This window comes from Azospirillum canadense (genome assembly GCF_025961225.1).
GTDB classification, from domain to species: Bacteria; Pseudomonadota; Alphaproteobacteria; order Azospirillales; family Azospirillaceae; genus Azospirillum; species Azospirillum canadense.
The window spans coordinates 450,938-464,679 of the sequence record NZ_JAOQNG010000002.1 but is presented as its reverse complement, the minus strand read 5'-3'; the positions used below and the strand labels follow the sequence as shown (position 1 = coordinate 464,679).

At 68.4% G+C, this 13,742-nt stretch carries 9 protein-coding genes; 4 read left to right on the top strand and 5 right to left on the bottom strand.

Going from position 1 to position 13,742, the window contains the following annotated elements:
- Positions 1 to 38: 38 nt before the first annotated feature.
- Entirely contained in the window at positions 39 to 992 is a 954-nt protein-coding gene (locus tag M2351_RS16690) for an ABC transporter substrate binding protein (RefSeq protein WP_264657242.1), read from the bottom strand.
- A gap of 320 nt (positions 993 to 1,312) precedes the next feature.
- Between M2351_RS16690 and M2351_RS16685 the strand changes: the two genes are divergently transcribed.
- The 4 genes from M2351_RS16685 (at position 1,313) to M2351_RS16670 (ending at position 7,561) form a co-directional block, all read left to right on the top strand.
- Positions 1,313 to 2,443: an alpha/beta fold hydrolase gene (locus tag M2351_RS16685; RefSeq protein WP_264657241.1), complete on the top strand. Its 1,131-nt coding sequence runs from the start codon at positions 1,313 to 1,315 to the stop codon at positions 2,441 to 2,443.
- Complete coding sequence (locus M2351_RS16680; RefSeq protein WP_264657240.1) at positions 2,440 to 5,184, top strand: hybrid sensor histidine kinase/response regulator; 2,745 nt, start codon at positions 2,440 to 2,442, stop codon at positions 5,182 to 5,184. Before M2351_RS16685 ends, M2351_RS16680 begins: the two co-directional genes overlap by 4 nt.
- Positions 5,185 to 5,265: 81 nt before the next feature.
- Positions 5,266 to 5,802 carry a histidine phosphatase family protein gene (locus M2351_RS16675; protein ID WP_264657239.1) on the top strand — a complete coding sequence of 179 codons (537 nt, stop codon included), beginning with the start codon at positions 5,266 to 5,268 and terminating at the stop codon, positions 5,800 to 5,802.
- Between the two features lie 187 nt (positions 5,803 to 5,989).
- A complete protein-coding gene (locus M2351_RS16670; RefSeq protein ID WP_264657238.1) occupies positions 5,990 to 7,561 on the top strand; it encodes a methyl-accepting chemotaxis protein in 1,572 nt (523 codons plus the stop codon).
- Between the two features lie 43 nt (positions 7,562 to 7,604).
- Here M2351_RS16670 and M2351_RS16665 read toward each other — a convergent pair whose 3' ends face one another.
- From M2351_RS16665 to M2351_RS16650, 4 genes are read right to left on the bottom strand one after another with little or no spacing between them, the layout of a single operon-like run.
- The gene (locus tag M2351_RS16665; protein ID WP_264657237.1) at positions 7,605 to 8,708 is read right to left on the bottom strand and encodes a hypothetical protein; all 1,104 of its coding nucleotides are present in this window, start codon (positions 8,706 to 8,708) and stop codon (positions 7,605 to 7,607) included.
- A 49-nt stretch (positions 8,709 to 8,757) separates the two neighbouring features.
- Complete coding sequence (locus M2351_RS16660) at positions 8,758 to 9,246, bottom strand: GFA family protein (RefSeq protein ID WP_264657236.1); 489 nt, start codon at positions 9,244 to 9,246, stop codon at positions 8,758 to 8,760.
- Between the two features lie 24 nt (positions 9,247 to 9,270).
- Positions 9,271 to 12,411: a multidrug efflux RND transporter permease subunit gene (locus tag M2351_RS16655; RefSeq protein WP_264657235.1), complete on the bottom strand. Its 3,141-nt coding sequence runs from the start codon at positions 12,409 to 12,411 to the stop codon at positions 9,271 to 9,273.
- On the bottom strand, positions 12,408 to 13,634 hold the full coding sequence (locus tag M2351_RS16650) for an efflux RND transporter periplasmic adaptor subunit (protein ID WP_264657234.1): 1,227 nt from the start codon (positions 13,632 to 13,634) through the stop codon (positions 12,408 to 12,410). The genes M2351_RS16655 and M2351_RS16650 overlap by 4 nt, the downstream gene beginning before the upstream one ends.
- Positions 13,635 to 13,742 lie beyond the last annotated feature (108 nt).

Below are 13,742 nucleotides of genomic sequence, written 5' to 3'. Positions count from 1 at the left end.
GGTTCGCCGGGCGGGCTGAGGTGCAGTCCCTTCGTTGGTCAGTTCTCCAACACGGCGTCCGCCGGCGGCGTCACCGATTGCCTGGCGGCGGCGGCCTTGGACATGAACAGCTTGGGCTGCGGCAGCACGACCGGGATGGATGCGGCGTTCCCGCCCTTCAGGACCTTGGCCATCTGTTCGGCCGCGGCGATCCCCATGTCGGCGAATTGCGGCGTGTAGGCGGCCAGCCAGCCGGCCCAGACGAAGATCTGCGTGCCGCCGTACAGCGTCACCTTGCCGCCGATCTTCGCCTGGATGCCCTCGGCCACCGAGGCGAGATAGCTGTCGGCGCCGGCGTAGCAGGTGTCGACCTCGATCTTGCCGCTCTCCACCTCGTCCAGCACTTCGGCGAGCGAGTTGTTGTCCGGCGCGACGCGGCGCGAGATCATGGAAACGCCGTTCTTTGCCGCCCAGTCGGCGACTTCCTTCTCGATGAAGTTGGAATTCGGCTCGCGTACGTTGTAGATGACCAGCAGCTTCTTGATCGGCTTCAGCTTGGTGAAGGCGTCGAACTGGGTCGTGATGGGAACGCCGTTGGTTACGCCGGTCACGTTCACGCCCGGCTGGTCCTTTGACTTCACCAGCCTTGCCGCGATGGGATCGAAGACGATGTTGAAGACGACGGGAGTCGCGTCGAGGGTGAAGCCGGTCGTGACCTGTGTGGCCGCGGTGCCGTAGCTGTAGACGCCGTTGAACGCCTTCTTCGAGATGTCGCCCTCGAGCGCGCGCAGTTCGTTGGCGAGCTTCGCGCGGTCCTGGTCCGCGTTGACCTCCTTGTAGGTGACCGCGACGCCCAGTTCGGACAGCCTGGCCTTGAAGGCCCTTTCCGCTTCCGTCTGCCCTCTCCAGAGAACCATCAGGACGGAATTGTTCGCCTGCTGAGCCATCGCGCCGGGAAGAGCAAGCACGACCATGGAGCCTGCAAGCAGAGCGGAAAGGATTTTTGCCTTCATCGCGCGTCTCCGACGTTTGTAACGCAAACACTCCTCCCATCCGTGATGCAAACTTATTGCTCTCTCGTCATGCGGGTAAATGCTTTATAGCCGTTGACACAGAAGTCCGCCATGCACTTTAATCGCTCCACTGGAAACGGTGTCTCGCGCTGTTTCACAACCTGCATTTCCGAGGCGTCCTCCCGCAAGACAACCCGTGCACCACAGCATTGGTCGTGATGGAAGAGGCCAGACCACAATCCGGCGCCGACGACGGACGTCGTCCCGACCATCGCATTCACCCTGTACGGGCTTTTGCCCGCCAAGCCGGAGATCATCCGATGACTGGGTTACCAGACAGCCTTCCGGTGGTCCCCGCCGGTCCGCAGGGTGCCGATGCCCTATCCCTGCTGTCGTGGGGCGACGCCATGACCTGGGAAGAATACGAGATCATGGTCCGCCGCACCGCGGAGCCGTTCGAGGGGCAATTCGAGCAGCGCTTTTTCAACTACGTGCACCCCACGCGGCTCCAGGGCCACTGGCCGTCGCACCAGGTCAAGCCGACCGAGGTGCGCATGGCCTACACGGACTGGGGCGATCCCGACGGCCCGCTGGTGATTTGCGTCGGCGGCATCGCCAACACGGCGCGGCGCTGGGACTACATGGCGCTCGGCCTGTGCGACGACTTCCACGTCGTCTGCCTGGACTGGCCCGGCCGTGGGATGAGCGGCTGGATGCCGACCCAGGGCGACTACAGCATCGCCACGAACGTGGAGGTGCTGCGGCAATTGATCACGCACCTCGACTACGAACGCGCGAGCATCATCGGCTCGTCGTTGGGCGGCAGTTCGGCGATCGCCTTCTGTGCGGAGCATCCGGGCGTCATCGACAGGCTGATCCTGAACGACATCGGCCCCTACATCCCGGCGGAGCGGCGCCGCCGCCGCGCCCAGGCCGTGGCGCGCCATTACATCTTCCGCCGACCAGCCGACCTGTTCCGCCGCCTGGGCGCCTCCGCGAAGAACGAGGGGCCGGTGACCGAGGACGAACTGCTGCACAACACCTATTACCAGACCCAGTGGTCGGACGGGCATGGTGGGCGCATCTACCGCCACGACCCGCGGGCGCTCCAGGCCTACGCCGAGGAGGCGCAGGACAGCCTGACCCAGTGGGAGGAGTGGGCGGGCATCGACATGCCGGTCCTGGTGATCCACGGCATGCTGTCGGACGCCCTGCTGCCCGACACGGTGGACGAGATGATCGTCAAGCCGGGGGTCACGGCCATGCACGTGCCCGACACCGGCCACACGCCGGCGCTCAGCGACGCGAACCAGATCCATTTCCTGCGCAGCTGGATTCTGGGCGAGGGGCCTGAGTCGCACTTCACCAGCCTGAACCCACCGGCCACGCCGCGCCATCTGTTCGGCGCGGCACCGGTTCCGGCGAAGCCGGCCCCGGTGTCCGGACGATGAGCGGGAACGGCGCCGCGGCGGTGCTGGACGGTCCGGAGCCCATGCTGGATGCAAGGGCGCCAGCCGTCGGAGCGCCGGGGATCGCCGCCACCCTCGCCGAACTGCCGGGGCACCGTCTGTCGGTCGAAGCGGACACGCCGGACGCCGTCGTCCAGGCGCTGTTCGCGTCCAACCCGGCGCTCCCTGGCCTTATCCTGACGCGCGGCGGCGCCTTCACCGGCCTGCGGGTGCGCGGTGGCGCCTTGGACACGGAACCGCTGCGCTTCGACGCCGCAGAGCCGGTCGGGACGGTGGCCGAGCGGATCCTGATGCGGCCGCCGGAGCGGCTGCTCGACGCCATGGTCGTCGTCCATGCCGACGGGCACCTGGAATTGGTGGAGGCCTCGGCCGTGCTGCGCGCGGTCGCCCGCGCGGCGGAGCACGCCGGCGCGGAGGTGCGGAACCTGCGCGCGGAACTCCGGTCCTGCACCGAGAGGCTGGAGGCCAAGGGGCGGGACCTGCAGGGCATCCAGCAGCGGCAGGCGGAGGAAACCCAGGGGCGCGCCCGCACGGAGCAGGCGCTGCGCGACCACCGCCAGCGTTTGCTGCGGCAGACCATGGCCCTGCACGACATCGCACGGCTCGATTCGGTCCGCGGCTCGGACTTCGACCAGGCGCTGCGGGACATCGCCCTCATCATCGCCTTCACGCTAAATGTCGACCGCGTTGCCGTCTGGACCCTGTCCGAGACCTCGGAAGGGCTGCAAGCCACGCCCGTTGCCGGCCACGGCGTGCGCGCCTGGGACGCCGAACCTTTCCCGATCGCCCATTTCCCCCTTTACCAGCGGACCCTGATCCGCGAACGGTCGCTCGTCTCCAACGACGTAGCGGAGGACATCCGGCTGGGCGAACTGCTGGAGACGGTGCTGCGGCCGGCCGGCGTGATGTCGCTGGTGCACCTCTGCGTCAAGGTGGAAGGGCGCCCGGTCGCCCTGCTGCGTTGCGAGCACCGCCGCCTGCCGCGGCCCTGGTCCGACGACGAGGTGAACTTCGTCGAGGCGGCGACCACCTTCGTGGCGCTCGTCGCCATCGGGCAGGAGCGCAACCGCGCGGTGCAGGCCTTGCACGAAAGCGAACAGCGCCTGCGTCAGGCCAAGGACCAGGCGGAGGCCGCGACCCAGGCCAAGTCCGATTTCCTGGCGACGATGAGCCACGAGATCCGGACCCCGATGAACGGCGTGCTGGGCATGCTGGAAATCCTGGGGCGCAGCCGGCTCGACGCGGACCAGGAACGGTCGGTCGCCGTGATTCGGGAAAGTTCACTGTCGCTGATGCGCATCATCAACGACATCCTGGACTTCTCGAAGATCGAGGCGGGGAAGCTCGACCTCGACCTCGTGCCCATGCGGCTGCGCGAGGTGGTGGACGGCGTCGTCGCCACGCTGGGCCCGACGGCCCAGAAGAAGGGCCTGGCCTTGACGGGGACCGTGGATCCGGCGGTCCCGCCCTGGCTGGTCGGCGACCCGATGCGGCTGCGGCAAATTCTCCTGAACTTCGCCAACAACGCGATCAAGTTCACAAGCGAGGGGCGGATCGCGTTGGACGCGCGGGTGCTGTCCACCCGTGAAGGGCAGGCGGCCCTGCGCATCACGGTCAGCGACACCGGCATCGGGCTGACGCGGGAGCAGGTGGAACGCCTGTTCCAGCCCTTCGTACAGGCGGAACAGTCGACCGCGCGCCGATTCGGCGGCACCGGGCTTGGCCTGTCGATTTGCCGCATGCTGGTTCAGCTCATGGGCGGGCGGATCGGCGTGGACAGCGAGCCCGGCCGGGGCAGCGCCTTCTGGATCGAACTGACGCTTCCGGTCGCGGAAAAGGGCGCCGGGACCGGTGCGCGGGGAACCGCACCCGTCACGCCCTGGGGCGACGCGCTGCCGAAACTGGCCCCGGACGGGCCGATCCTGGTCGCCGACGACCATCCGATCAACCGCGAGGTGATCGCGCGCCAGCTTCAGCAGCTGGGCTGTTCCGCCGACACCGTGAACGACGGGCGGGAAGCGTTCGAAGCGCTGGAGCGCCGGGACTATGTCCTGCTTCTCACCGACTGGGACATGCCGGAGATGGACGGGCTGGAGCTGACCCGCGCCATCCGCGCGCGGGAGGCCGAGCGCGGACCAGCCCATGGAGCGTCCCGCCGCCTTCCCATCGTCGGCATCACCGCCAACGCCTTCGCCGGCGAGGTGGAGCGGTGCATGGCGGTCGGCATGGACGATTGCCTGACCAAGCCGGTGGACACCGCGCGCCTCGGCCACTGCCTCGCGCGGTGGATCGCGTTGGTGGACGCGTCCGACGCGTCCGACGCGCCCGATGACGATGATGAGGCGGAGGATGCGCCACCACCCCAGCCGCGGGAGTCTCCGCGGGGGGAAGGCGACGCCATCGACGTTCGCGGCTTCCGCGACCTGCTGGGGGATGACCGGGACGCGATTCGCGGTCTGCTCAACCGCTATCTCCAGGCGAGCGCGCCGGTCTACGCGCAGCTGCGCGCGGCGATGGAGGCCCGGCAGTCCGCCGACGCGGTGCGGAGCCATGCCCACGCCCTGAAGGGCGCGTCGGGCATGGTGCGGGCGTCGGCCCTGGCCACCGTGTGCCTGACCGTCGAGAAAGCGGCGGGGGATGAGGACTGGGCCACCATCGACGCCTCCTCGACGGCGCTTGCCCGGGCATGGGACGCGGTCACCGCCTTCGTCGCGGCCTTTTGACGAAAGGCCGGCCGGCGGCGAGCCGCGCCGCCCCCGGGCCGGCCCTGAAACCCATCACTGCGCGCGGCCGGGAGATCTGCGGTGAACGATCGGTGGTTCCTGTTCATGCGCCATGGCGAAACCGACTACAACCGGCGCAAGGTCCGGTGTGGCGGCGATGTGGACATCCCCTTGACCGAGGCTGGGGAGCGCCAGGCGCACGACACCGCCCGGCTGCTGGCCGAAGGGTCCGACCGCATCGATGCAATCATCGCCAGCCCGTTGATCCGCACGCGCCGCACGGCGGAGATCGTGTTGTCGGTGTTGGGCGATGTTCCCTTCCATCTCCACGACGGGCTGATCGAGCGCCGACTCGGCGCGTGGAACGGGATGGGGATCCCGGAGACCCAGCCCCTCATCGACGCGAAGGAGACGCCTCCCGGCGGCGAGGGTGAAGCGGAGTTCCGTGAGCGAATTCGCCGCACCCTGGAGGACATCGCGGGTCACGGCCACCGTCTGCCGCTTCTGGTCGGTAGCAAGGGGGTGGGGCGCATGCTGGGGCTGATCCTGGGCGACGAGCGCCCGCCGATGGGCAACGCCGCGGTTCTACGCTTCCGTCTTCCATTGAAGATTGCGTAAGCAGCGAGCGCGAACGCAACAACGTATGGTTACGCGAAGGCGCGATTAAGCTTGTTACAGACGAGTCGTATTTGACTAAGACTCTTTATCCTCTACCCTTATTCGTAATATGACCGTTTAATGGTTGGTGAAGCCTCGGTCGTACTCGCACACGAGGACGTGTGGTGCCAGCGGAAGGAAAACTACCATGCCGACCTTCATGAGCCGAAGCCTGACGGTTCGCGTCCTGATGCCGATTGCCGTGCTGCTCGCGGCGATCGCGGTCGCGGCCGTTGCAGGCTTGGCGTACATGAACATGACCTCGGTTCGCGAGTCGTTGTCCAGCCGCGCGCAGATGATGACGACCGTCCTTGTCGGCGGCGCCGGGGAAGCCCTGTGGGGAATGGACAACGGGGCCGGGACCAACCTGCTGTCGGCGCTGGCGTCCGACCCCGATTATCTGGGCAGCACGATCACGGCCAAGAACGGGCGCGTCTTCACTTCGCATGGCAAGGCCGCCGATGCGGACGCGACCGCGAAGGTCATCTCCGCGTCCGCACCCGTCCTCTACGGCTCCGGCAGCAAGAAGGAACAGATCGGCACGATCGAGGTCCGCCTGACCGCCGACCGTGCCTATGAAGCGCTGTGGGCGGAAACGATGATGATCGCGGGCATCGGCGCCCTGGCCCTTCTGCTGGTGTGCGGGGTGCTGTTCATGATCGTGCGCGGCGTGACACGGCCCATCGTCACGATGACCACCATCATGGACGAGCTGGCGGCCGGCCGGACGGACGTCGTGGTTCCGGCGCTTCACCGGCAGGACGAGGTTGGGCGCATGGCCGCCTCGGTGCAGACCTTCCGCGAGAACGCGTTGGCCAAGCTGCGCCTGGAAGCCGACCAGATCCGCATGCGCGACGAATCGGAACAGCAGCGGCGCAGGGCCCTGGCGTCGGTTGCCGACAACTTCGACGCCGAGGTCGGGCACCTGCTGTCCGCGGTCAACAGCACGGCGGTGGAGATGAGCGCCGCCATCGGTGCCGTCGCCGACGGCGCCGGCGACAACGCCGAACTGAGCCGCACCGTGGCGAGCGCCGCCGATGAGGTGACGGCCAGCGTGGAGACCGTCGCGTCGGCGGTGGAGGAGCTGGCGGCGTCGATCCGCGAGATCTCGACCCAGGCACAGGCCTCCTACTCCGCGTCGGACAGCGCCAACCGCCGCATCGACGAGACGGTGAACCGGATGAAGAAGCTGGTCGGGGACAGCGCGAAGATCGGCGACGTCCTGACCCTGATCTCCTCCATCGCCGGCCAGACCAACCTGCTGGCGCTGAACGCCACCATCGAAGCGGCCCGCGCCGGGGAGGCCGGCAAGGGGTTCGCGGTGGTCGCGACGGAGGTCAAGAACCTCGCCGGGCAGACGGCCAAGGCCACCGAGGAGATCTCCAGCCTGATCGGCGCCATCCAGACCTCCTCCAACGGGGCCGCCAGCGAAATCGACGAGATCACCAAGGTGGTGACCACGCTCAACGAGATCAGCGCCTCCATCGCCGCGGCGGTGGAGCAGCAGAACTCCGCGACCGTGGAGATCAGCCGGGCGGTGCAGCAGGCGGCGCACGGCACCGAGCGGCTGCGCGAGAACATCGAGGGGGTCGCCCAGTCCGCCGAACGCAACGACGAGTCGGTCGCACGCCTGCATTCCGGCATCCGCAGCCTGGAGGCGAGCTTCCACAGCGTGCAGACCCAGGTCGACCACTTCATCGACAAGCTGAAGCACGGCTGACGGGGTATTGGGCTGGCCGGGTACCCGGCCAGCCGCCCGTCCGTCACCCGCCCAGGCGCCGCGTGGTCACGGGGCCGAGCGTGCCGCGCCAGTCGCGCAGTTCGGCCTCCACCCGGTCGGCCGCCCGCTGGTCACGGTAGCGTTTGCGTGCCCGGCCGGCATCGCCGCGCATCTGCATCTCCAGCATCCGCTTGGCCACCTCCGGCTCCGACGCGACGGCCTGCCGCCAGCGCTCCAGCCGGGTTTCCGCGACGGCGTCCACGATGGCCTGCATGGCCGGCATCCGGCCGAGCTTGTCGACGCTGGGCGCCAGACGCGCCGCGGCTGTGGCAGCGGCCTCCTTGGGAATGCCCGGAAACACGCGCTGCACGCTGTCGGCGACCGACTGCTTGACCTCCTCCCCGCGCTGCTTCGCCTGCGCGCCGCGGCTGCTGCGGGCCGCCGTCCGCGCCTGCTTGCGGACGTGCCAGTCCAGGATCTCCGCGGCGACGGCCTTGCCGTCCTCGTCCATCCACACGGCCGGTCCGGTCCCGGATTGCAGGACGGACCGGACCGCGTCGGGAAGCTCCATCGTCTCGTCCGCGGACAGCTCGAAGGCCAGCCGCAGGGCCTTCAGCGAGCGCAGGGAGCGCGCGCGGGCCTCGTCCCCGGCCAACAGGTCGCCGGCCGCGAATACGCCGCCATCATGCAGAATCTGCAACAGGTCCAGGTCGTTGCGCGTCCAGCGGCGCGACGCCAGCAGGCGTTCCGCCCGCAGAGCCAACAGTTCGCGGACCGCGGCGGGCCGGTTGGCCGGAACACTGCGCTCCACCCGCCAGACGCCGTCCTCAAAGCGCGCAATGGTCCACTGGGTGCCGTTTTCGACCGGCTGGTCGGTGGGGAAGTGCGGCTGGTCCGCGCCCTGCGTCAGGTTCCATTGGTCGGCCGCGCGCAGGCATCCGTCCGGCGGGGTGGCCCAGGGTGTTCCCGGCTTCGAGTAGAAGCTGGGCAAGGCCGGGCTTTTCAGGACGAAGCGCCAGCCGGCGACCTCGGCGGCGAGGCCGTCGGGCATGGCGGCGGGGCGATTCCAGTCGCCCAGCTTCAGGATCGGGTCGGCGGGGGACGATTCAGGCAGTAGAGACTCGGGCTTCTGGGACTCGGGCGGCATCAACAGGGCTCCTTCCGCCGGCACCTTAGCATGGGGGCGGGAACCCGCGTCACGCCTTGTCGTGCCGGCTGTCGAGCAAACCATGAGCGCGGTGCCACTCATCCAAAGATTGGTCCGGGTACTCGTCGAAGGTCGCCTCGCCCGGCCGCACCTCCGATCGCACCCAGTTGGGCTTGGAGCCCAGCATCATGTGCACCTGCTCCGGCGGGACAGGCAGGGGGGTGTCGATGACGCTCGCGAAGGGGTGCAGCAGCTCGGGCCAGCGCGGGTCCCACAGCCAGAGCGCCGAGCCGCAGCGCCCGCAGAAGCGGCGCTCGGCCGGGCTCGGTTCGCCGTCGATGGTCGCGTGGAAGACGCTGATGTGCTCCTCCCCCTCGACCTTCAGCGTGTCGGCCCGGGCGCCGAGGTTGATGGCGTAGCCTCCGCCGCCTGCTGTTTTGCGGCAGATGGAGCAGTGGCAGCGCAGGAACGGCACGGGCGCGTCGGCCTCCACCGAAAAGCGCACCGCGCCGCAATGGCAGGAACCGTCCAGGTGCATGGGTCTTTCCTTCCCCCTTGGATCTTACGGGCTGGCTTCCACCGTGCCGGGCGCCTTGGTCGACTCGCCTTGGGCCGGTTCGCCCTGGGCCAATACATTGTGGCGACGGCGGGTCAACCGGTCGAAGGCCAGATAGATCACGGGGGTGGTGTAGAGAGTCATCAGCTGCGACACCAGCAACCCGCCGACCATGGCGTAGCCGAGCGGTTGGCGCAGCTCCGACCCCGTGCCGGCGCCGAGCATCAGCGGCACGCCGCCCAGCATGGCCGCCATGGTCGTCATCAGGATGGGGCGGAAGCGCAGCAGGCAGGCCTCACGGATCGCCTCGCGGGGCGGCATGCCGCGCTCCCGCTCCGCCACGATGGCGAAGTCGACCAGCATGATGCCGTTCTTCTTCACGATGCCGATCAGCAGGATCAGCCCGATCAGCCCGATCACGTCGAAGCCGAACCCGCCCAGCCACAGCGTGGCGAGCGCACCCAGACCGGCCGAGGGCAGGGTGGACAGAATGGTCAGCGGGTGGATGACGCTCTCATAGAGGACGCCCAAGATGATGTAGACGACGACCAGCGCCGCCAGGATCAGGTAGGGCACGCTGCCCAGCGATTCCTGGAAGGCCTGCGCCGTGCCCTGGAAGGACCCGATCAGGGCCGCCGGCGCGCCGATCTCCCGCATGGCGTTGTCGATGGCTTGCGTCGCCTGGTCCAGCGAGACGTTCGGGGACAGGTTGAAGGACAGGGTGATGGCCGGGAACTGGCCCTGGTGGTTGATCGACAGGTACGTGATCGGCCGGGTGGAGATCTTCACCAGCGTGGACAACGGCACCTGCTGACCGGTGGTGGGGGACCGCACGTAGATCTGCTCCAGCGTGCTCGGCAGGGCCTGAAGCTCCGGCGTCACCTCCAGGACGACGTGATAGCTGTTGGTCTGGGTGAAGTACTGGGCGATCTGCCGCTGGCCGAAGGCGTCGTAGAGCGTATCGTCGATCAGCTGCGGCTGGATGCCGAAGCGGGAGGCCTGGTCGCGGTCGATGGTCAGGGTGGCGGTCGTCGCCTTGGTCTGCTGGTCCGACGACAGGTCGCGCAGCTCCCGCAGCTTGCCCAGCCGCTCCAGCACCTTGGGCGCCCATTCGTTCAGTTCGTCCAGGTTCGCGTCCTGCAGCGTGTACTGATACTGCGCGCGCGAGGCGCGTCCGCCGACGCGAACGTCCTGCGACGCCTGGAGGTACAGCCGCACGCCCTCCAGCTTCGCCGCCTGCGGGCGCAGGCGGTTGATCACCTCGTCGGCGCTGGCCGTCCGCTCGCTGCGCGGCTTCAGCGTGATGAAGAAGCGCCCGGTGTTGACCGACTGCCCGTTGCCCGACCCGACGAAGCCGACCCAGGTCGCCACCGCCGGATCCTTGCCGATGATGTCGCCCAGCTGTTCCTGCAACCGGCTCATCGCCGCGAAGGACGTGTCCTGCGGGCCTTCCGACTGGCCGACGATCAGGCCGGTGTCCTGCTGCGGGAAGAAACCCTTCGGGATGTGCACGAACAGCCATCCCGTCGCCGCCACCGTCGCGACGAACAGGAGCAGCGTGATCACGTTGTGCCGCAGCACGACGTCGAGCCCGGCGCGGTAGGCGGCCAACAGCCCGTCGAATCCACGCTCCACCAGCCGATAGAGGGCGCCGTGGCGCGTCTTGTGCTCGTCCTTCAGCAGCCGCGCGCCCATCATGGGGGTCAGCGTCAGGGAGACGATGGCCGACACGGCGATGGTCATGGTCACGGTGACCGCGAATTCGCGGAACAGGCGGCCGACGATGCCGCCCATCAGCAGCAGCGGGATGAAGACCGCGACCAGCGACAGGCTGATGGAGATGATGGTGAAGCCGATCTCGCCGGCCCCCTGCAACGCCGCCTTGAAGGGCGGGATCCCGTCCTCGATGTGGCGGTGGATGTTCTCGATCATCACGATGGCGTCGTCCACGACGAAGCCGACCGCGATGGTCAGGGCCATCAGCGACAGGTTGTCCAGGCTGTAGCCGCAGACATACATCAGCCCCAAGGTCGCGGCGAGCGAGAGGGGAACCGTGATGCTGGGGATGATCGTCGCCGGGACGTTGCGCAGGAACAGGAAGATGACCATAACCACCAGCGCGACGGTCAGCAGCAGCGTCAACTGCACGTCCTCCACCGACGCGCGGATGGTCTGCGTGCGGTCCGACATGATCTCCGCATGGACCGACGGCGGGATGGAGGCGGTCAGGCGCGGCAGCTCCGCCTTGATGCGGTCCACCGTGTCGATCACGTTGGCGCCCGGCTGCTTGAAGACGATCAGCAGCACGCCGCGCCGGCCGTTCTGCCAGCCGGCGACCTTTGCGTTTTCCGGCCCCTCGACCGCCTGCCCGATATCACGGATGCGCACCGGCGCGCCGTTGCGGTAGGCGACGATGACGTCGTTCCACGGCTCCGCCTTGGTGATCTGGTCGTTGTCGTAGATGGTGAAGCTGCGATCCGGCCCGTCGATGCTGCCCTTGGCGCCGTTCACCGTGGCGTTCACCATGACGCCGCGCAGGTCTTCCAGCGACAGGCCGAGGCCGGCGATCTTGGCCGGGTCCACCTGGACGCGCACGGCGGGCTTCTGCTCGCCGCCGATGGTCACCTGGGAGACGCCGGGGACTTGGCTGATCTGCTGCGCCAGCATGGTGTCGGCGTATTCGTCCACCTGGGTGATCGGCAGCACGTCGGAATGCACGGCCAGGATCAGGATGGGACTGTCGGCCGGGTTGACCTTGCGGTAGGTCGGCGGGCTCGGCAGGTTCTTGGGCAACTGTCCGCCGGCGGCGTTGATGGCCGTCTGCACGTCCTGCGCGGCGCCGTCGATGTTGCGGCCGAGGTCGAACTGGACCGTCACCTGCGTGTTGCCCAGCACGCTCGTCGAGGTCATCTGCGTGACGCCGGCGATCTGCCCGAACTGGCGTTCCAGCGGCTGCGCGACGGTGGAGGCCATGGTCTCCGGGCTGGCGCCGGGCAGGGAGGCGGAAACCTGGATGGTCGGGAAATCCACCTGTGGCAGCGGCGCCACCGGCAGGAAGGGGTAGGCGGCCACGCCGGCCAGCAGCAGCCCGACCATCAGCAAGGCGGTGGCGATCGGGCGGCGGATGAAGGGGGCGGAGATGTTCATGGCGCCGCCGCCTCCGTCACCGGTTTCGCCGCGGAACCCGCTGCCGGGGCCTTGCCGTCCGCCGTCCGCGCCTCGACGCGCGTGCCCGGCTGGATCTTCAGCTGGCCGGAAACGACGACCCGCTCACCCTCCTGCAACCCGCCGCTGATCACCGCCTCCCGCTCCCCTAGCCGGTCGGACTGGACGGGTCGCACCTCGGCCGTGCCGTCGGGCTTGATGACGTAGACGTACAGCCCGTTCGGGCCGCGCTGCACAGCGTTCGGGGGAACCGTCAGCACCCCCTTGTCGGTGCGCAGCAGCAGCCGGGCCTGGACGAACTCGCCGGGCCAGAGCGCGTTGTCGATGTTGGGAAACTCCGCCTTCAGCCGGATGGTGCCGGTGGTCTGGTCGACTTGGTTGTCCACCAGTTTCAGCACGCCGTCAGCCAGGTGCTCTCGGTTGTCGCGGCTGTTGACGGACACGGTCAGCGGGGCGCGGGCCATCGCCTGGACGACGCCGTGCAGCTGTTCCTCCGGCAGAGTGAAGACGACGTTGATGGGGTGCGTCTGCGTGACGGTGACGATTCCGGACGTGTCGTTGGCGTGCACGATGTTGCCGGCGTCGACGTTGCGAAAGCCGACCCGCCCGTCCACCGGCGAGCGGATCATCGTGTAGCCGAGCTGGACCTGGGCGTTGTCGATGGTCGCTTGGTCGCCTTTGATCTGCGCCTGGAGCTGGGCAACCTGGGCGCGCTGGGTGTCTCCCTGCTGGCGGGAGGAGAAGTCGCGTTGTGCCAGCGTTTCGTAGCGGGCGAGGTCGCGCTGTGCGTTGGCGAGCAGCGCCTCGTCCTGCGCCTTCTTGGCCGTGGCCTGGTCGAGAGTCGCCTGGAAGGGCCGCGGGTCGATCTGCGCCAGCGGGGCGCCGATCTTCACCTCCTGCCCTTCGGTGAAGAAGACCTTCTGCAGTTCCCCATCGACGCGGGAACGTACGGTCACCGTGTTGAGGGCCTGCACCGACCCGATGCCCGGCAGCCAGAGAGGCACGTCCTGCCGCGCGACGGCGGCGACGGTCACGGGAACGGGTGGAGGCTGCGCGGGCGCCTGGGTCTTGGCGGGGCCACCGTTCCCGCGAACGCCGATTGCGTACCAGCCGCCGGCCAGCAGGAGAATGGCAAGGAGGATGCCGACCACCAGCCCGCCACGTCGCGGCTTGTCCGGCGCCGTCCATGTCGTCGTTCGATCCATGAGCAGGCTTTCCCGCAAAAGGTCAAAGCGGAGGACGTTTCCAACCCGGCGGCCGTGCCCAGTGGTCCGTGCCAAGTGGCGGCCGGCGGCCATGCATGTTCGTTGGGC